This window comes from Streptomyces sp. NPDC057136, from assembly GCF_042670885.1.
In the GTDB taxonomy this organism is placed as follows: domain Bacteria; phylum Actinomycetota; class Actinomycetes; order Streptomycetales; family Streptomycetaceae; genus Streptomyces.
In genome coordinates this window covers 209,726-228,656 of record NZ_JBHUUV010000008.1, presented here as the reverse complement: position 1 = coordinate 228,656, position 18,931 = coordinate 209,726, and the positions used below count along the sequence as shown (strand labels likewise).

16 protein-coding genes and 1 pseudogene are annotated in these 18,931 nt (G+C 71.3%); 6 read left to right on the top strand and 11 right to left on the bottom strand.

The annotated features are described in order from the left end of the window. Positions 1-83 precede the first annotated feature (83 nt). Genes ACFT7S_RS13405 through ACFT7S_RS13395 form a run of 3 tightly spaced genes read left to right on the top strand, consistent with a single transcriptional unit; the run spans position 84 to position 3,726 of the window. Positions 84-371 carry an SHOCT domain-containing protein gene (locus ACFT7S_RS13405; RefSeq protein ID WP_382730716.1) on the top strand — a complete coding sequence of 96 codons (288 nt, stop codon included), beginning with the start codon at positions 84-86 and terminating at the stop codon, positions 369-371. Next, positions 368-1,159, top strand: a complete 792-nt coding sequence (locus tag ACFT7S_RS13400) for an ABC transporter ATP-binding protein (protein ID WP_382730713.1) — start codon at positions 368-370, stop codon at positions 1,157-1,159. Before ACFT7S_RS13405 ends, ACFT7S_RS13400 begins: the two co-directional genes overlap by 4 nt. Then, entirely contained in the window at positions 1,156-3,726 is a 2,571-nt protein-coding gene (locus ACFT7S_RS13395; protein WP_382730710.1) for an ABC transporter permease, read from the top strand. Before ACFT7S_RS13400 ends, ACFT7S_RS13395 begins: the two co-directional genes overlap by 4 nt. 30 nt (positions 3,727-3,756) lie before the next feature. Here the strand turns inward: ACFT7S_RS13395 and ACFT7S_RS13390 are convergent, their stop codons facing one another. Next, entirely contained in the window at positions 3,757-4,269 is a 513-nt protein-coding gene (locus ACFT7S_RS13390; protein ID WP_382730707.1) for an ATP-binding protein, read from the bottom strand. Between the two features lie 196 nt (positions 4,270-4,465). Further along, the gene (locus ACFT7S_RS13385) at positions 4,466-4,783 is read right to left on the bottom strand and encodes a hypothetical protein (protein ID WP_382730704.1); all 318 of its coding nucleotides are present in this window, start codon (positions 4,781-4,783) and stop codon (positions 4,466-4,468) included. Between the two features lie 182 nt (positions 4,784-4,965). Between ACFT7S_RS13385 and ACFT7S_RS13380 the strand changes: the two genes are divergently transcribed. Next, complete coding sequence (locus ACFT7S_RS13380; protein ID WP_382730701.1) at positions 4,966-6,099, top strand: PLP-dependent cysteine synthase family protein; 1,134 nt, start codon at positions 4,966-4,968, stop codon at positions 6,097-6,099. Between the two features lie 41 nt (positions 6,100-6,140). Here ACFT7S_RS13380 and ACFT7S_RS13375 read toward each other — a convergent pair whose 3' ends face one another. The 4 genes and pseudogenes from ACFT7S_RS13375 to ACFT7S_RS13360 all read right to left on the bottom strand — a co-directional run bounded on the left by ACFT7S_RS13375 (position 6,141) and on the right by ACFT7S_RS13360 (position 8,801). Continuing rightward, positions 6,141-6,629 carry an SRPBCC family protein gene (locus tag ACFT7S_RS13375; RefSeq protein ID WP_382730698.1) on the bottom strand — a complete coding sequence of 163 codons (489 nt, stop codon included), beginning with the start codon at positions 6,627-6,629 and terminating at the stop codon, positions 6,141-6,143. Between the two features lie 113 nt (positions 6,630-6,742). Further along, positions 6,743-7,318: pseudogene (locus ACFT7S_RS13370) on the bottom strand (hypothetical protein); the annotation flags it as partial. Between the two features lie 129 nt (positions 7,319-7,447). Continuing rightward, complete coding sequence (locus tag ACFT7S_RS13365; protein WP_382730695.1) at positions 7,448-7,900, bottom strand: SRPBCC family protein; 453 nt, start codon at positions 7,898-7,900, stop codon at positions 7,448-7,450. 64 nt (positions 7,901-7,964) lie between these two features. Next, positions 7,965-8,801: a DeoR/GlpR family DNA-binding transcription regulator gene (locus ACFT7S_RS13360; protein ID WP_382730692.1), complete on the bottom strand. Its 837-nt coding sequence runs from the start codon at positions 8,799-8,801 to the stop codon at positions 7,965-7,967. 226 nt (positions 8,802-9,027) lie between these two features. On the opposite strand from ACFT7S_RS13360, the gene ACFT7S_RS13355 reads away from it, so the two are divergent. Then, on the top strand, positions 9,028-11,409 hold the full coding sequence (locus tag ACFT7S_RS13355; RefSeq protein ID WP_382730690.1) for a hypothetical protein: 2,382 nt from the start codon (positions 9,028-9,030) through the stop codon (positions 11,407-11,409). Here ACFT7S_RS13355 and ACFT7S_RS13350 read toward each other — a convergent pair. The 4 genes from ACFT7S_RS13350 to ACFT7S_RS13335 all read right to left on the bottom strand — a co-directional run bounded on the left by ACFT7S_RS13350 (position 11,379) and on the right by ACFT7S_RS13335 (position 16,115). Continuing rightward, entirely contained in the window at positions 11,379-13,817 is a 2,439-nt protein-coding gene (locus ACFT7S_RS13350) for a right-handed parallel beta-helix repeat-containing protein (protein WP_382730687.1), read from the bottom strand. The two genes, ACFT7S_RS13355 and ACFT7S_RS13350, sit on opposite strands and share 31 nt — an antisense overlap. Before the next feature lie 224 nt (positions 13,818-14,041). Beyond that, entirely contained in the window at positions 14,042-14,650 is a 609-nt protein-coding gene (locus ACFT7S_RS13345; protein WP_382730685.1) for a hypothetical protein, read from the bottom strand. Between the two features lie 131 nt (positions 14,651-14,781). After that, the gene (locus ACFT7S_RS13340) at positions 14,782-15,630 is read right to left on the bottom strand and encodes an MOSC domain-containing protein (RefSeq protein ID WP_382730682.1); all 849 of its coding nucleotides are present in this window, start codon (positions 15,628-15,630) and stop codon (positions 14,782-14,784) included. A 20-nt stretch (positions 15,631-15,650) separates the two neighbouring features. Beyond that, a complete protein-coding gene (locus tag ACFT7S_RS13335; RefSeq protein ID WP_382730679.1) occupies positions 15,651-16,115 on the bottom strand; it encodes a DUF6643 family protein in 465 nt (154 codons plus the stop codon). A 259-nt stretch (positions 16,116-16,374) separates the two neighbouring features. On the opposite strand from ACFT7S_RS13335, the gene ACFT7S_RS13330 reads away from it, so the two are divergent. After that, the gene (locus tag ACFT7S_RS13330) at positions 16,375-17,682 is read left to right on the top strand and encodes a TerD family protein (RefSeq protein WP_382730677.1); all 1,308 of its coding nucleotides are present in this window, start codon (positions 16,375-16,377) and stop codon (positions 17,680-17,682) included. Positions 17,683-17,698: 16 nt separating this feature from the next. On the opposite strand, the gene ACFT7S_RS13325 is transcribed toward ACFT7S_RS13330, so the two are convergent. Beyond that, entirely contained in the window at positions 17,699-18,880 is a 1,182-nt protein-coding gene (locus tag ACFT7S_RS13325; RefSeq protein ID WP_382730674.1) for a glycosyltransferase, read from the bottom strand. Positions 18,881-18,931: the final 51 nt, after the last annotated feature.

Sequence of the window (18,931 nt, the reverse complement as noted above, 5' to 3'; positions counted from 1 at the left end):
ACGACCCGGACCCCCCTCCCGCGACAGTCTCGTAAGCGACAGAAGAACGCGAGGCACGACCTCTGACGAGGGAGCTGACCGAGATGAACACTCTGGCCCACTCCGGCGGACCCGGACCCTGGATCCTTCTCTTCCCGCTCATCTGGGCGGCCGTCGTCATCGGCGGCGTGACCCTGCTGCGCCGCACCGTCTGGCGCGGACGCCGAGCCCCCTGGCAGGCACGGACCCCCGAGGGCGGTCCCGGTGTTTCCTCGCCGATCGCGCTCCTCGGCCGACGCTTCGCGGCAGGGGAGATCGACGAGGAGGAGTACTGGCGCCGGCTCTCCGTCCTGGACGAGCAGTTCGGCCGTACCAAGGGCGGTGCGGCATGACCACCTCCGTCCGCACCACGACCACGCCCTCCGCGGGCGCCACAGCCGCCCAGGTCGTCGACGCCGTGAAGGTCTACGGCTCCGGGGACACCGAGGTCAGGGCCCTGGACGGGGTGAGCGTCGGCTTCCCGGCCGGCCGCTTCACCGCGATCATGGGGCCCTCCGGCTCCGGCAAGTCGACCCTGATGCACTGCGCCGCCGGACTCGACACCCTCACCTCGGGCTCCGCCTTCATCGGCGGCACCGATCTCAGCACGCTCGACGACCGCAGGCTCACCCTGCTGCGGCGCCGGCGTATCGGTTTCGTCTTCCAGTCCTTCAACCTCATCCCGACCCTCACCGTCGCCGAGAACATCACGCTGCCGATGGACCTCGCGGGGGAGCGGGGCGACCGTGAGTGGCTCGACGTCCTCATCGACACCGTCGGACTGCGCGACCGGCTGCACCACCGGCCGAGCGAACTCTCCGGCGGTCAGCAGCAACGGGTCGCCGTGGCCCGGGCGTTCGCGGGCAGCCCGGACGTCGTCTTCGCCGACGAGCCGACCGGCAACCTCGACTCCCGTGCGGGCGACGAGGTCCTGCGACTTCTGGGCCGCACGGTCCGCCGTACCTCCCGTACGGTCGTGATGGTCACCCACGACCCGGTTGCCGCCGCCCACGCCGACGAGGTCGTCTTCCTCGCGGACGGACGGCTCGTCGACCGCATGCAGGACCCCACGGCGGAGCGCGTACTCGACCGTCTCAAGGCATTCGACTCCCCGTCCGGCACATCGGCGGTGACATCATGAGCAGCGCCCGCGCCTCCGTGCGCCTCAGCCTCTCCTCGCTCCGCGCCCACAAACGACGCTTCGCCGGGACCTTCACCGCCGTTCTGCTCGGGGTGGCCTTCCTCGCTGGAACCCTCGTCATGGGCGACACCCTCCGCGCCGGTTTCGACAGCATGTTCGGCACCGCGGCCAGCGGTACGGACGCGGTCGTGCGCAGCGCCGACGTGGTCACCGTCTCCGGTGAGACCCAGGGCACCCGGCGGCCCGTGAACACCGGACTGGTGCGGCAGATCGAGCGGACACCCGGGGTCGCCGCCGCGGCTCCCCGCATCGAGGGCGCCGGCCAGCTCATCGGCTCCGACGGCGAACCCATCGGCGGCCAGGGACCGCCCACCATCGCGGGGAACTGGATCGACGACCCCGAGCTCAACCCCTACCGGCTCGCCGAGGGACGCACACCCTCGGCGCCCGGCGAGGTCGTCGTCAACCGCGGCACCGCCGACAGGGGCGGGCTGAAGATCGGCGACACGACCGTCCTGCGCACCCCGGACCCCGTACGTGTCACCCTCGTCGGCCTCGCCACGTTCGGCGGCGAGGACGGCATGGCCCAGGTCACCTACACCGGAATGACGCAGGCCGACGCCGAGAAGTACCTCACGCCGAAACCCGGCGAGGCGGCGAGCATCCAGGTACGGGCCGGCCCCGGCACCGGCCAGCAGGAACTCGTCGACGCGCTGCGCCCCGTCCTGCCCGAGGGCGTGGAGGCCATCACCGGACAGACATCCGCCAGCGAGAACCAGGACATGATCTCCGGCGCCTTCCTGAGCCTGTTCACCACGCTGCTCCTGGTGTTCTCCGGGATCGTGCTGCTCGTCGCGACGTTCTCCATCCACAACACCTTCGCGATCGTCGTCGCCCAGCGCACCCGCGAGAACGCACTGCTGCGCGCACTTGGCGCCTCCCGCCGCCAGATCGTCGGCTCGACCCTCGTCGAGGCCACCGTCGTCGGGATCATCGCCTCCGCGGCCGGTCTGATCGGCGGCATCGCGATCGCCGCCGGACTCCAGGCCCTGTTCCCCGCCATCGGATTCCCGTTCCCCGAAGGCGCGCTGGTCATCAGCGGACTCTCCATGCTCCTGCCCCTGGGCGTCGGCATCCTCGTCTGCCTCGGCTCCGCCCTGGTGCCCGCCGTCCGCGCCGGCCGCATCGCACCGCTCGCCGCCCTGCGGGATACCGCGGTCGACGACTCGGCGGCCTCCCGCAAGCGGATCGTCATCGGCGGCGCGCTGCTTGCCGCCGCGGTCGCCGTCACCCTGACCGGCGTCCTCGTCACCCCGTCCGTCTGGGTGTCGGCCGTGGGAGCCTTCTTCGTACTCGTCTCCTTCGTGGTGCTCGGCCCGGTCGCCTCCTCGTACGCCATACGCGTCCTCGGCGCACCGCTCGACCGGCTGCGGGGCGTCACCGGGGCGCTGGCCAAGCGCAACGCGCTGCGCAGCCCCAAGCGCACATCGGCGACCGCCACGGCACTGATGACCGGTGTCGCCGTCGTCTCCCTCTTCACGGTCTTCGGCGCCTCACTGAAGGCGACCATGGACGAGACCGTGGACCGGTCGTTCGCCGGTGACGTGGCGATCAGCACACCCGGGTTCGGCGCGGGCGGCAGCGGGCTCAGCCCGAAGCTCGCCCCGGCCGTGGACCAACTGCCCGAGGTCGGCACCGCCGTCGGTCTCGGCAAGGGCGTCGCGGAGGTCGACGGCTCCGGGCGGGCCCTCACCGTCACCGACCCGGCCGCTCTCGCCGAAGTCCTCGACCTCGGAGCGGTCGACGGATCACTGGCCTCGCTCGGTAAGGACGGCATCGCCCTGTCGGGCACGGAGGCCGCGAAGCGCGACCTGCACACCGGCTCCACCACCCGGCTCACCTTCAGCGACGGCACCCGGCAGACCTTCACCGTCCGCGCCGTCTACGCCGAGTCGGAGCTCGCGGGCGACTACCTCGTCACCCGCGCGGCCTGGGCTCCGCACCGGGCGCAGGACTCCGACTCCCTGATCGCCGTGTCCTTCAAGGACGGAGTCTCCGCAGACGAGGGGAAGGCCGCGGTGGAGCGGACCGCGGCGGCCTACGGCGGCCCGGAGGTCCAGACCCGTGAGGAGTACGCGCAGTCCTCGGCCGGAGGCATCGACATGATGCTCACGCTGATCTACGCGCTGCTGGCACTCGCCGTACTGATCGCGCTGCTGGGCATCGCCAACACCCTCACCCTGGCCATTCACGAACGCACCAGGGAACTCGGCCTGCTGAGGGCCGTCGGACAGACCAGGAACCAGCTGCGGGCCATGGTCCGCTGGGAATCGATCCTGGTCGCCGCGTTCGGCACGGCAGGCGGCCTGCTCCTCGGCGCATTCCTCGGCTGGGTCCTCGTCGAGGCGTCCGAAGGCTCGGGCGACACTGCCTTCGCGTTCGCCCTGGCACCGGACAGGCTGCTGATCGTGGGCGTGGTCGGACTCGCCGCCGGCGCGTTGGCCGGCTGGCGGCCCGCCCGGCGCGCCGCACGCCTGGACGTACTGCGCGCCATCGCCACGGAGTAGGCGGGCACGTGGTGCGCCCGCCCCGCCCGGTCAGCCGACGACGGCCGACCGGGCGGGCAGCTGTGCGGACGTCTCCAAGGGCCCGAAGGCGAACGGGCCGTCGGTGATCGACCCGTACACCGCGAGCGGCGGCAGCGTGGACGTGCCGCACGGTGCGGGGAGGGTGAACCAGACGACCTTGCCCGCCCCGTCGGCCGGCCGCACGCCCCAGCTCTCGCTGACCGCGGCGATCAGTGCCAGTCCGCGGCCCGAGGTGGCGTCCGAGTCGGCGTCGCCCACGGTCGGCAGCCGTGGGTCGTGGTCGTGGACGGAGACCGTCAGACGGCCGAGCAGCAGCTCGATCTCGACGGTGCATGATTTGTCCGGCTGGGCATGCCGGTGGACGTTGGTCAGCAGTTCGGTGACGCCGAGCGCTGCCTGGTCGATCAGAGGATCGAGATGCCAGTAGCGCAGTTGCGCCGAGATTATTCTGCGGACCTGACCGATCCGCGACGGCAGGGCCTGGAGCTCCACCGCGCAGTGCCTGCTTGGCTCGCTGATCACGGCTGCGACTCCCCGAAATAGGTCCGGAAGAAGACGAAGGAACGGATAGCAGTTGGCTGGCTGCTGTCTCTGGTCTGTATGTCGCGCTCCGGCGGAGACTGGATCACAGTGTCACCGCCGGTGCACCATCAGTGACGTGGGTACAGCGTGACGCAGGCGGTCGCGCTCCGCAACTCGCGGTGGCCGGCCGTCACTGTCAGCTGCCGCCAACCCCGGCGCTGCGCAGTACGTCGAGCAGCCGGCGTGCCGGAGCGGCCCCGTCGCGGGCACGGCTCCGCTGGCCCATCGTCAGCCGGTAGCGCACCCCGTTGAGCCGCGCGATCGCCGAGTCGGCCGCCGGGAGCCATCCCCTCCCCACGCTGACCGCTCCCACCGGAGCGCTGTCGATCTCCCGGCCGTTGCTCGTCAGGAGGGCCACCCGGCCGTCCTTGACGACGACACAGCCGGCCCTGGTGAGCGAGCGGGCCCACCGCTCGATCCTGACCCCACTCGCGCTGAACTCCGTTTCGCGCACGGTGAATCGCCCCCTTTTCGACTGACCTCTCCTGTGCAGTGTGCCCGGACCGGGGCCTCGGCACCAGACGTCCGCCCCGTCGGCACCAAGGCAGTGCTATGGACCATCAAAGTCATCGTTTGTGCAGGTGGGGGGAATACCGTAGGGGTCGGCGAGTATCGGTGACACGAGGAGGAACGCTGATGGACACCAGTGGGCACAGACGTGACGGTGGGGCTGCGGCGACCGTGGACATCGACCGGACCGACCCGGAGTACCGGGCCTGGCTGAAGGAAGCCGTACGCAAGGTCCAGGCCGATGCCAACCGCTCGGCCGACACACACCTCCTGCGCTTCCCGCTGCCCGAGCAGTGGGGGATCGACCTCTACCTCAAGGACGAGTCGACGCACCCCACCGGCAGCCTCAAGCACCGGCTGGCCCGTTCGCTCTTCCTCTACGGGCTCTGCAACGGCTGGATTCGCCGGGGCAAGCCGGTCATCGAGGCGTCCAGCGGCTCGACGGCCGTATCGGAGGCGTACTTCGCGAAGCTGATCGGGGTGCCGTTCATCGCGGTGATGCCGCGCACCACCAGTCCCGAGAAGTGCCGGCTGATCGAATTCCACGGCGGGCAGTGCCACTTCGTCGACGATTCCCGGAAGATCTACGAGGAGTCCACGGCGCTCGCCGCCGAGACCGGCGGCCACTACATGGACCAGTTCACCTACGCGGAGAGGGCCACCGACTGGCGCGGCAACAACAACATCGCGGAATCCATCTACCAGCAGCTGCGGCTGGAGAGGTACCCGGAGCCCGCCTGGATCGTCGCGACGGCGGGAACGGGCGGCACCTCGGCGACGATCGCCCGCTACGTCCACTACATGCAGCACGACACCCGGATCTGTGTGCCCGACCCCGAGAACTCCTGTTTCTTCGACGGCTGGACCCACCACAACCCGCTGGCCACCAGCGACTGCGGCTCCCGTATCGAGGGCATCGGAAGGCCCCGGATGGAGCCCAGCTTCGTGCCCGGCGCCATCGACCGGATGATGAAGGTGCCGGACGCGGCCAGTATCGCCGCGGTACGCGCACTGGAACGCGCCATCGGCCGCAAGGCGGGCGGCTCGACGGGTACGGGACTGTGGAGCGCCCTCAAGCTGGTCGCCGAAATGGTGGAACAGGGCAGCACAGGCAGCATCGTGACGCTGATCTGCGACCCGGGCGACCGCTACCTCGACAAGTACTACTCCGACAGCTGGCTCAGCGGACAGGGCCTGGACATCGCCCCGTACACCGAGACCATCGACCACTTCCTGGCCACCGGGAAGTGGCCGGTCTAGGCCATGATCCGCCGGACACGCCCTAGCCGTTCCCCGCAGGCTCAGGCGGCGGTCCCGGCGGTCCCGGCCAGCCGCCGGCCGAGCTTGCGCACGGCACCCCGGAAGGCCCGGCCGACCCCCGCCCGCCCCAGCCGCACCGTGAACCGGAACAGTGCCCCGCCGTCCGTGGCGAACGTCCACTGCACCCGTGTCCCCGTACCGGCAGGAGTGAGCCGCCACTCCTCCAACAGGGCGGTCATTCCAGGGGCGTTGGTCTCGTCGACCCGGTAGGCGTACCGCTCGCCGGGCTCCCGCGCGACGACCGTCTCGCGGAACACGATGCCGCCCTTGAGCCGGACCACCCGGCCCGCGCCCCCGTCGACGGGCCGGGCCTCCGTCACCGAGGTGAACCAGCCGGGCAAGGACTCCACCTCGTCGGCGAGCGCCCGGTACACCACGTCCGGAGGCGCGGACACCTGGGAGGCGAAGACCAGGCGCAGCGGGGCGGAATCGACGAAGTCGAGCCCCACGGGGCGGAGTCGGCGTGCCATGAACGCACCTCCGGTGCAGTTGGGCGGCGGACGGAACCGCGGACACCATAGCGGCCGGACCGCCAGATGTCCGCTGTGGTGCGCACCGCTCGTCGCCCCGCTGATCGCCCCGTTCATCGCACCGCGTTCAGCGTCCCGCCCGTGTGCAGCCGGGCCGTCAGGCCGGCCGACGCGCCCCGCGTACCGCCTGCGTCGTACCGTACGCGGTGCCGCGCGCCGCACCGCGCGCCTCGATGCGGCTCACGGCCCGGCTCCCCGCCGCCAGTACGTACCACCGGCCCGACGGCGCCTTCCAGTGCGCCGGGTGAACTGCACCAGCACCCGGCTGGGCCCCCGCCAGGTGTCCGCTCTGGTGCACAGCCAGCCTGCCGAAGCCCGGCTCTCGGGCAGGATCTGCTCGGCGAACTCCCAGTTGTTGACGGCGCGGACGCCGCTGCCCCGTACCGCCCGCAGCGAACATGCCGTACGCGCCCAACTCAGCAGCGCGGGCGCGCTTGTCGCTTCGCGCGGCTGACTGGCGCGGCCCCCTCGGCGGGCAGCGGTGTGTACGTGAGGTGGGCCGGGGCCGGATCGCCCAGATCGGTGAGGAGGAACGCGTGCTCCTCCACGACGCGTTCCGACGAGCTCAGCTGGATCGCCGGCCAGGTCTCGCAGGAGCCGCCCGGCGCGGGACGCGGCACGGCGGCCGTCGTCGTCGGACAGCTGCTGCGGTTGCTGCGGGTGGTGGATCGGCATGAAATCGGTGCCTTCTGAGCCGTAGGCGAAAACCGTCGGACCGACAAACGAGTCAATCATGTGACGCTCACACCGCTCGGCGTTTACCGGCGGCGGCCGACCGGCCCTTCGAGCAGCCTGTCGAGCACCCGTGTGAAGGCCCGGCGGCCCGCGGAGGCGACCAGCGGATCGGCCCACCGCGGCAGCAACCGGACGCGCAGCTCCTCCACCCACACCACATGGGAACCGGAATCCGTGGGGTAGACATCGATCGCCGCCCGGCCCAGCAGCACCGAGCCGCGCTTCTCCAACTGGCAGAGGCCCGCCCGCCCGGCCGCGGGCGGTGTCCACCTGACCACTTCCATCGGGTCGTCGAACGCCAGCGGACCCAGGCCCGTCCGGGCCACGAAGACGGTACCGATCCGGGTGGGCAGACCGGTGGGGACGGTGACCGAGGTGAAGGGGACGAGCGCGCCGTGCCGCTCCCAGTCGGTCACCCGGCGCCATGCCTCGGCGGCGGGGAGGGAAGTGAAGCGCTCGATCCGGAAGACGGCCACACAACGATCCTAGGACGTCCCGGGCCTGCCGCGAGCTGAGCGGAACCGGGACAGGTGCGAGACCTCAGAGGGCCGCGTCGGCGGAACCGCCCGCCACCACCAGGTCCGGAAGATGTTCCTCGATCTCCGCTCGCGAACCGGCCGGCAGTCCGGCGTCGGTGACGAAGGTGTCCACCTCGTCGAGCGTCGCGAACGAACTCAGGCCCACCGTCCCCCACTTGGTGTGGTCGGCCACCACGACGACCCGCCGCGCGGCCCGCACGAAGCGACGGTTCGTCTCGGCCTCCGCCAGATTCGGCGTCGACAGCCCGGCCTCGACCGAGATGCCGTGCACCCCGAGGAACAGCACATCGAAGTGGAGCGAGGCGATCGCCTGGTCGGCGACAGGACCGACGAGGGAATCCGAAGGCGTACGCACCCCGCCGGTCAGCACGACCGTGGCCGCCCCCGCCCGCGCACCGCCGTTGGCGGCCGTGCGCTGCGCGCCGTGGAACACATCGGCGACCCGCACCGAGTTCGTCACGACGGTCAGATCCGGTACGTCCAGGAGCTGCTGGGCCAGCGCGTACGTGGTCGTTCCGCCGGACAGCGCGATCGCGCTGCCGGGCACGGCCATGGCGGCGGCGGCCCGCGCGATGTCTTCCTTGGCGGTCAGCTCCAGCGCCGACTTGGCCTCGAAACCGGGCTCGTGCGTGCTCGTCCCGACCAGGGGAACCGCGCCGCCGTGCACTTTCTCGATGACACCCTGGCGGGCCAGTGCGTCCAGATCTCGACGGATCGTCATGTCGGAGACATTCAGCTTGCGGGTCAGCTCGTTGACCCGGACCCCGCCACGCTTGCGCACCTCGTCGAGGATCAGGGCACGCCGCTGCTCCGCGAGCAGATTCTGATTCTCGCTCAACGTCGGGTCCGGTCCTTCCCTCTGGCCGTACGGTCCCGCAGCAGCCTGCCGGACGTGCTCATCCTGCCACGCACCGCCTTCGGCCGTGTCACTGGGGAGATTCGGTGAGATCGGTGCCGTGAGCGGCCCCCGTCCGCGATTCTGGTGACCGCGCACCGCCCCGCGCGGCACCGTCCCTTCTCCGTCGGCCCCACGGGCCGCGCGGTCCAGAGAGCGAGTCACCCAATTGCCCCCTGCCACCCAGCCCCCGAACAGCACCGGCGCCGCGCTGGAACTCCTGGTCCACGGTGTCGGCGGAGCAACCCCCCAGGCGATGCTGCGCGACCCCCGCACGACCCGCGTCACCGGTGACGCCACCGCGGCCATCTACCGGCGTACCGAGGACATCGCCGCCGAGCACGACCCGGAACGGCACCGCGACGAGCCGGTCGCGGAGGCGTACTGCTGGTCCAACCTCACGTCGGGCAACGGCTCCCGCGCCCTGTGGCTGCTCCTGCTCCCCTTCATGGTCGTCAACCTCGCCCACTGGATGCGGCCCAGCGCGCCCGGCCGCACCCGGGCCATCCGCCTGTACGGGCTGCTGGTGCGCCTCGTCGCCCTCAGCCTCACCGTGCTCCTCACAGCAGCGGCCTGCGAGGTCGCACTCGACCTGGCGGCCTGGCAGTGCGCGGGTCAACCGGAGTGCTCCGGACAGCGCTCCTGGCTGGGGTTCCTCTCCACGGCCCAGGGCGGCTGGTGGTCGCAGCCCGGCCGCCGGCTCGTGGTGGCCGCCCTCGTGCCCACCGCGCTGGTGGGGCTGCTCTGGTACCTGTCCAACCGGACCTGGAGCGCGTACGAGTCCCAGCGCCCGCTCTCGGGTGCCGAACCGGAGCAGGCAGAGGCGGACGCGGCGGAGGAGGCCGCTTCCACCGGCGCCGTCGTCCCGCCCGTCGTCCGCCCCGCGCTCGGCAGGCCCGGCTTCTGGTTCGGACGCCGGCTCGTCGCCCGGCTGCGCGCCGCGCACACCGCCGCCGGATTCCTCACCGTCGCCGCCGCCGTGGGGGGCGCCGCAGCCCGCCACGACCGGGCCACCGACAGCCCCGTACCCGGCATCCTGGGCGGCCTGCTGGAAGGGGCTCTCGTGGCGTGCGGTCTCGTCGTCGTCCTCGTGGTCTGCCGCCGGGGCCGCAGCGAACGCCGCCTGGACAACAGCCTCGACCGCGCCGTCATCACCTTCCTGCCCGGCGCCGCACTGGCCCTGCTCTTCCTCACCGCGGTGTACGCCTCCTGGTCGCGCCCCGGCTGGGTGGCCGACGGTGCACTGCCGGGGGAGGTCACCTTCCGGGTGCTCGCCATAGGCCAGGGCGTCCTGGTCGTCGCTCTCGCCGCCGTCGCGCTGAGCCTGTACACCCGTAACCCCGAACCCCGCACCATCCTCTACGGCCTGGGCGGACCCGCGGTGGCGATGCTCGCCTGCGCACTCGGCGGCGTCATGACCGGCGGGGTCGCCCAGCGCGTCGCCGACTGGCTCGACGGCTCCGGCACCCCCGGCATGGGCCGCGGCTCCGTCATAGAGGGCCCGCCCGTTCTGCTGAGCTGGCAGGCATCCGTCATCCCGGTCCTCCTCCTGCTCCTGCTCGTCCCGGTTCTCACGCTGATCGTCCGCACCGCACGCAGCGCCCGTCGCATGGGACCCGCTGTCGAGGAGGAGTACGGGGAGAAGCGGCCCGACCCCGAACGGACCCGGCGGATCGCCCGGACCCGGGCCACCGCCGCGCTCACCGACTCAGCCCCCTGGCTCCTCGGCGCACTCTCCGGCGCCACCCTGCTGCTCGGCGCGGGAGCGGTCGCCGCGTCCTGGGCCACCGGCCAGGTGCCGGGACTGGCCACGGACGGAGCCGCCCCCGTCGTCGAATCGCTCGCCGAAGCCGCGCAGTCGACCGGCTCCTGGATGGTCGGCGTCGGCTTCATACTCTTCGTCACCTGGGGCCGGCGCGCCTACCGTGATGTCTCCGCCAGGCGCACCATCGGCATCCTCTGGGACGTCGGTACGTTCTGGCCGCGCGCCGCCCACCCCTTCGCCCCGCCCTGCTACGCCGAGCGGGCCGTCCCCGATCTGTCGTCCCGGATGTCGGCCTGGACCGGACGCACCCGCGGGCGGCTCGTCATCTCGGGTCACTCCCAGGGCAGCGTCCTGGCGGCATCCGCGGTCTGGCAGCTTCCCGACGCCACCCGCCGCCGGGTCGCGCTGCTCACCCACGGCTCGCCGATCGAGCGGCTGTACGGGCGCTGGTTCCCGGCCTACTTCGGCCCCGTCGCCCTGGAGGGACTGCACCGCTCCGTGCACTGCTGGCGCAACCTGTGGCGCGCCACCGACCCGATCGGCGGCCCGGTGCGCATCGAGGAGGGCGGGCGGCACGAGGTCGACCGCGGGCCGCTGAAGGACCCGCTGGTCTACGGCCGCACTCCCGAACACCCGCTGCCCGAACCGATCCTGGGCCACTCCGACTACCAGGCCGACCCGGTCTTCGCCGAGGAACGGGCCGCCCTCCTCGAACGGCTCGACGCGATCCTGCCCCGCCAGGCCGACGGGGAGGTTCAGGGCAGCTCGGGCAGGTCCTCCGGGTAGAGCAGGGTGAGGTCGTCCGTGCTTGTCTCGGCGAGCTGGGCGACCCTCCCGGCATGCCTCTCGACCATCGACTCGAAGGTCTGGCGGGCGGTGCGGCCGTTGCCGAAGGCGGGGCCCTTGGGGAGCTCGGTGAAGTACTTGAGCAGCGCTTCCCCGGTGCCGTCCGCCAGGCTGTACTCGTGCTCGTCGGCCTGCTGCTCGACGATGCGCAGCAGTTCCTCGGGAAGATAGTCGCTGAAGGTGATGGTCCGTGAGAAACGGGACGCCACACCGGGGTTGACGGTGAGGAACCGCTCCATCTCGTGGGTGTACCCGGCGACGATCACCACCACCGCGTCCCGGTGGTCCTCCATGAGCTTCACCAGCGTGTCGATCGCCTCGCGGCCGAAGTCCCGGCCGGAGTCCTCCGGCGACAGGGCGTACGCCTCGTCGACGAACAGGACCCCGCCGCGTGCCCGGTCGAACGCCTCCTGGGTCCTGATGGCGGTGGAGCCGATGTGCTCGCCGACGAGATCCACCCGGGACACCTCGACGAGGTGGCCGCGCTCCAGCACCCCGAGGGAGGCCAGGATCTCCCCGTACAGCCGTGCCACTGTGGTCTTGCCCGTACCGGGGGAGCCGGTGAAGACGAGGTGGCGGCGCACCGAGGCGGCCTTGAGCCCGGCCTCCCTGCGGCGCCTGCCGACCTCGATCATGTCGGTCAGGGCCCGCACCTCGCGCTTGACACTGTCGAGGCCCACCAGCGCGTCCAGTTCACCGAGGACGGTCCCTGAGTCGCGTACCGGATCGGCCGGAACCGCGGGGGAGGGCTCGGTGGTGTGCACACGCTGGTCGGGCATCGCGCTGAGCAGTCCCGGCGTCGACTGGGTCGCCGTCAGCACCGCGGGCGGCGGGGTCCCGGCGCCGAGCACCCCGCTCTCGTCGCTCGTGCAGTCGTCCACCACGGGACCGGTCCCGTGTCCGTCGGCCTGTGACGTGCCGCCCTCCGCGAATTCGTAACCACCGCGGGCGCAGCGCTCCGTACGGCAGCGGCTGAGCGTGGTGCGGCAGCCGTCCATGACATGGAAGCCGTAGCCGTCGCTCCCGGTGACCCGGCAGCTGTTGAAGGTGCCGCGCCCCTCGGCGGAGACGTAGAAACCGGCCTCGGCGGGCGAGGTGACCGTGCACCGCTCGATGGTGGGGTCGGCGCCCTTGGTGACGATGACACCGGTCTGCGCGGCGTCGATGGTGCAGTTGTTCAGTGTGCCGCCGCTGCCGTGGTCACGGAACCAGGCGCCTGTGGACGCCTCCCGGATGCGGCAGTCGTCCAGCTGGGCGGTGGCCCCGTCGCTCACCGACACTGCGGTGTTACGGATCTGCGAGAGGTCGCTGTCCACGACATCGGCGCGTGAGCCCCGGTCGAGGACGAAGAGGGCGTCCGGCACGTCGTGGATGCGGCACGAATCGAGTATCACGGTCGCGCCGTCGCTGACCCAGACCGCCGGGTAGTCGCCCGTACTGTCATGGATCTCGCACTGGTTGGCGTCCACCCGCGTGCCCGGGTCCCAGACCGACAGTCCGTTGCGGCCGAACCTGCGCACGGTGGAACGGGTCAGCGTGAGGACCGAACGGGACCGCAGATCGACCGCGTTCTCCGGGATGTCATGGATATCGCAGTCGGCGAGTGTGAGCACCGCGTCGGTGTCGAGCGTGATGCCGTCCGCGGCGGTGCGGTGCACGGTGCAGTCGGTGAGATGTGCGGTGCCGCGGGCCGTGATCTGGACTCCGCTGCCCTTGATCTCGTACACCTCGCAGCCCACGGCCTCCAGGGAACTGCCCTCGCCGGTCACGCTCAGCCCGGCGCCCGAGGTGTGGTGGACGCGGCAGCGTTCCAGCCGCGGGTGTGCGCCGTCGCGGACGGAAACGCCGGACTGCCCGGCGGAGACGATCTCGCACTCCTCGAACACACCGCCCGCCCCGTCGAGCACGGCGATGCCGACGCCGGCCGGATTGTCGACGGAGCAGCGGCGCACGGAGGGCCTGGCGGCGCCCCGTACTTCTAGCCCGGAGGCCGAGCGGGTCACGATCCGCAGATCCGAGAGCTCCGGCGTACCCTCCTCGACGAGCAGACCGGGAGCCGCCGAGTCCTGGCCCTCCACATGGAGATCCTGGATGACGGCCGAAGCCCGCACGGTGAGGGGTACGCCGTCGATCGGCGCGATCCGCACGGAACCGACGGACCCTTCGGGGCCGCGCAGCGTCACCGCGCGGTGGACCACAAGATTCTCCCGGTACGTGCCGGGGGCGATGGTGAGCACATCGCCGTCGGCCGCGGCCTCCAGGGCGGCGGTGAGGGAAGCGTATTCACCCGTGCGGCGCCGCCATCGCGATGTGCCGGTGTGCGTCACCTGGACCGTGCCCTGTGCCATGGCGCTGCTTTGCCCCCACCTCGTGCTGTGTGCGCTGCCTCGTGCCTGTCCGCGTCCTGTGCGCGTGCCGGAGGGCCGGACTTCCGGCAGCGCTGATTCCGGGTCCGCCTGCCGAGGAGTCGGGCGGGCCGGTCCACCGTAGCGCGCGCGACGGGCGGGAGTTGACGAGTCGGCTGCTCATCAGCCCCACGGGGGTCCGCCGACGGATTCCCGGAACCGTTTCGTCAGCTGCCCTTCCCGGTCCTGCCCCAGTCCGGACCGGCCCTCGCCCATGCCCGGTCCAGCTGTGCGTACCGCTGCTGTCGCAGCCGCCACACGATCAGCCGGCGGGCCGCTTCGATCAGGCCGGCGGAGAGGAGGAACACGCCGAATCCGGCCAGTGCCGCATGGGTGTGCGCGGTGGGTGCGTCCATGGGGCGCAGCGCAGGCCTGCCCAGGTCGTCCGTCCAGATCCGCACCTCGGAACCGGGTCCGGTGACCCGGGAAGCCGTCGACACCCTCCCCGTCCGCATCGTGCCGTCGGGGGTGCGCCAGCGGGCCACCACCGGGGTCTGCGCGGCACGCTCCGACGCCACTTCCGAATCGCCGGCGAACTGGCCGGGCCGGTCGGCCCGGCGCACCACGACGGCCCTCGTGAGATGACGCTCGGCGTGCTGGGCCCGTACCGACTGCTGGAGGGCGTCGTCCGTGAGCGAACCGCAGATCCACCCGATCACCGGCGCCGCGAGCAGCATCAGGAGCAGGGCGAACAGCGCCGCCCACGCCTCGACACGATCGGTGGCACGGCGCAGCGGATTGTGCCGCCAACGCCAGACTCCCGAGACCGCTCGCACAGCTGTCCACCCCCTTCCGTATCCGTGATAACCCGATACGGAAGGGTTCGCACTCCGGAGCAGCGAAGAGAGAGCAACCTCACCCTGCCCAACGTCCGGGTCGTCCGGGACAGTTCCCGGGAACCGGCCGGTCAGCCGAGGACGCGGACCTGGTCCCCGACCCGGATCACTCCGGTCCCGTCGGGGATCAGATACCGCCCGAAGATCAGGTCCTTTCCGATCCGGCGATGGCGGGCGAGCGTCCGCAGCGGCTCCCTGCCGCGCTCCGCCTTCGCCTGGTCGGTGGTGGTGATCGCGCAGCGCCCGCACGACTTCACCACCCGGAAGGAGACATCGCCGATGGCGATCCGCCGCCAGTCGTCCTCCGCCCATGCGTCGGTGCCCGCCACGACGACATTCGGCCGGAACCGGTTCATCGGGAGCGGCCCCTCGTCCGGGTACTCGCCCTGGGCGACGAGGGAGTTGAGGGCATCCAGCGAGGCGAGGGTGGTGAGCAGGAGCGGAAACTCGTCGGCGAGGCTGACGGTTTCGCCCGGGCGCGCGTGCGCCGGGTCGAGGAGCTTGCTGTGCTCGGGCGGAATGGGCCTGCGGTGCGCGGGCGCGTCGAGATGGACGAGCCGGACCTCCGCTCCGAGGTATGCGCCGAGCCACTCGTGGGCGTCCCCCGACGCCTCCACGACCTCGATCTTCTGCTTGAACAGATCCACGGCGACCGTACGGCCCGGCGCGGGGACCTCCACGGTCAGTGGCGCGTTCTCCGGCGCCGACAGTTCGATCCCACCGCCCGGCAGCGGCCTGGCGGATATCAGCGCCATGCGGGCGCGTTGGCGCTGCGTGACGACCCTGTCCGCGGCGTCGACGAGCATCCAGCGTCGGTCGCCGTCGAGTCCCCATGGCTCGACGGCGGCCTCGCTTCGCGCGTACGCGGCCAGTGACTTGACCGGATGGATATGGACGGCCTGCAGCACGGGAAGATCCATGCGGCCATGCTGCCAGCCGGTCAGTACCCCCTGCCCTGATACGGGCGGTTGTACGGGTCCTCGTACGGAGACGCCACCGGGGCGGGCCGGGGCGAAGCCGGACGCATCGACTCGTAACCCGTGCCGGGCGCGGGGCGCTGCGGCTGGGGCTGCTGCTGGTAGCCGCGCGGTGCGTTCGGCTGCTGCGGGATGTACGGCGCAGGGGCGTGCTGCAACTGGGCGGGCTGCATCGGCGCCTGTTGGTAATGCTGCGGGGCGGGCTGCTGGTACCCGTAGGACGGCTGGGAGGGAGCCGCGGGAAGGGCCGGCAGCGCCGACGGCAGGGCCGGCAGATAGCTGTTGCCGGTGTCATAGGCGGCAGGCACTCGGATCGGTGCGATCTGAGGGGTGCCCCGCTCCGCGACCAGGGAGTCGTAGATCGGAGTGTCGGGGAACGACGGTGCGGCGTAGTAGCCGCCGCCGTAGGTGGAGCGGGGGGAGGTCATGGCACCTAAGTTAAGCCCACGATGTGCTGATTGGGGAGCCCGATAAGAGGGTTGATTTGGGTGTTGTGAGTGAACAGGGATCCCCAATGCGAGCGAACTTGGGAAAATAGGGCACCCAAGCGCTCGATGATCGTGTAAAGGGCGAGTTCACAGGGGGTTACCGGCGGATCGCCCAGCCGGACCCGTCACGGCTGTGGGCTCTCCGGTGCGCCGGGGATTAGGTTGTGCCGGGAAAGGCTTTCGGGCAGCCGGACTCGCGATGGGGGCGAGCATGACCATGCTAAAAGGAACCAATGTTCCGGTGCCGGCTCAAGCGGTGCGGGTCGAATTGGGGTGGCGCACCACCCCGGGGGCACCGGACGTGGATGCCTCGGCGCTCCTTCTCGCCTCGGGAAAGGTTCGCAACGACGCGGACTTCGTCTTTTACAACCAGCCGGCCCACGCATCGGGCGCGGTACGCCACGAGGGCAAGGCGACCGCAGGCGACCGGGTCACGGACACCCTCGCGGTCGACTTCTCGCGTATCGAGCCCGCCATCGACCGCATCGTTGTCGCGGCCTCGGCGGACGGCGGGAGCTTCGGCCGGGTGACCGGGCTGTACGTACGGGTCGTGGACGCGGCGAGCGGCGCCGAGACGGCCCGGTTCGAGAGCACCGACGCCACCGTCGAGACCGCGTTCATCCTCGGCGAGCTCTACCTGCGCCAGGGAGCATGGAAATTCCGGGCCGTCGGTCAGGGATACGGCACCGGACTCGAGGGCCTCGCCACGGACTTCGGTATTTCCGTCGACGAACCACAACAGGCGCAGCAGCCTCCCCGGCCCCCGGCGTCACAAGCGACCCTGAGTTCGCCCCCGCCGGCCCCCATGGCACCGCCGCCCGCACCTCCCGCACCGGCAGCTCCGCCCGCTCCGCCCGTGACACAGCCCGTGAGGCTGACGAAGGTCACCCTCACGAAGGAAGCGCCTTCCGTCTCCCTGTCCAAACAAGGAGGCACCTCGGGTGCCCTTCGTGTGAATCTCAACTGGGAAGTGCGCAAACAGTTCAAGAGCTGGGGCGCCAAACTCGGCCGGGCCGTCGCGATGCACGCCGACCTCGATCTCGATCTCTGCGCACTCTACGAACTCACCGACGGCAGCAAGGGAGTTGTCCAGGCACTCGGAAACTCCTTCGGCTCTCTCAGCAGGCCGCCCTATATCCATCTCGACGGCGACGACCGAACCGGCGCCCTCTCCACCGGTGAGAACCTCACAGTCAACCTCGACCACAAGGACCGGCTGCGCCGCCTTCTGATCTTCGTCACCATCTATGAAGGCGCCCGGAGTTTCGCCGATCTGCATGCCACGGTCACTCTCCAGCCGCAGCACGGCGCCGCCATCGACTTCTCCCTCGACGAGTGCACCGTGCCCTCCACCGTCTGCGCGCTCGCGCTGATCACCAGTAACGGGGGAGACCTCACCGTGCAGCGCGAGGCCCGCTATCTCGTCCCGCAGCGCGGAGTGAGCCCGCAGCGCACCATCGACGCCGCCTACGGCTGGGGAATGAACTGGACCCCGGGCCGCAAGTGAGCCCGCGCCGCCCGCGTCACCGGTCCGGTGCGGTCTCGGGACGGGCGTACGTACGCCCCTTCCAGGCCGCGCCGCGCCCCCGGCGGTGCTGCACAGCCGAATCGACGGTCATCAACAGATACAGCAGCGCGGTGACCGGCAGCAGAGGCGCGAGCCACAGCGACTGCCGGTAGTACGCCAGCATCGGCATATACGTCCCCGCCATCACCGCCCACGCAGCCCCTCCCGCCCACGCGGCCACCGCGTCGCCCGTCAGCAGCCCGGTGACGAGTGTGCCGGGCGGGGCGAGATAGACGAGCGCGAGACCCGGCACCGTCCCGGCGAGCAGCAGCGGGCTGTGCCGCAACTGGGTGTACGCGCTTCGCGACACCATCCGCCACAGATCCCCGAGCCGGGGATACGGGCGGACACTGTCCACCCGCTCCGCCAGCCCCAGCCAGATCCGGCCACCGCTGCGCTGCACCGCACGCGCCAGCGACACGTCGTCGATCACCGCCTGCCGGATGGACTCCGGAATCCGCGCCCGCTCGGCGGCCTCGATGCGCAGCAGCACGCAGCCGCCCGCGGCGGCGGCCGTCCCCGAGCCCGCCCGATTGACCCGGCGGAACGGATAGAGCTGTCCGAAGAAGTAGACGAACGCCGGCACGATCAGCCGCTCCCAGCCGCTGACCACCCGCAGCCGGGCCATCTGCGAGACCAGGTCGAAACCGTCCGCGGTCCCCGTGGTCGCGGCGGCGACCAGCTCCCGCAGGCTGTCCGGCTCATGCGCGATATCGGCGTCCGTCAGCAACAGGAACTCCGGCTTGCGGGCCCGGGCCAGCGCGATCCCGTGCCGGACGGCCCAGAGCTTGCCGGTCCAGCCCGCCTCCGGCTCACCGGGCGAGGACACCGTGAGCGGCAGCCCCCCGTACCGTACGGACAGCGTGCGGGCGAGATCACCGGTGCCGTCCTTGCTGCAGTCGTCGACCAGGAAGATCTCGGCCTCGCCCGGATAGTCCTGCGCCAGCAGCGAGGGCAGGCTCACGGGCAGCATGTCGGCCTCGTCCCGGGCTGGGACGACAATGGCCACCGACGGCCAGCGCGCTGGGTCCGTGCGCCGGGGAAGCCGCTGGTCAGTGCGCCAGAACAACCCCTGCCCCAGCAGTAGCCACACCCACACGATCAGCGAACCCACGGCGATCCAGGCAACGGCGCTCATCCGCCGAAGTCTGCCCCACTTCCACAGGGCCGCAAGGGGTGTCGACTATGG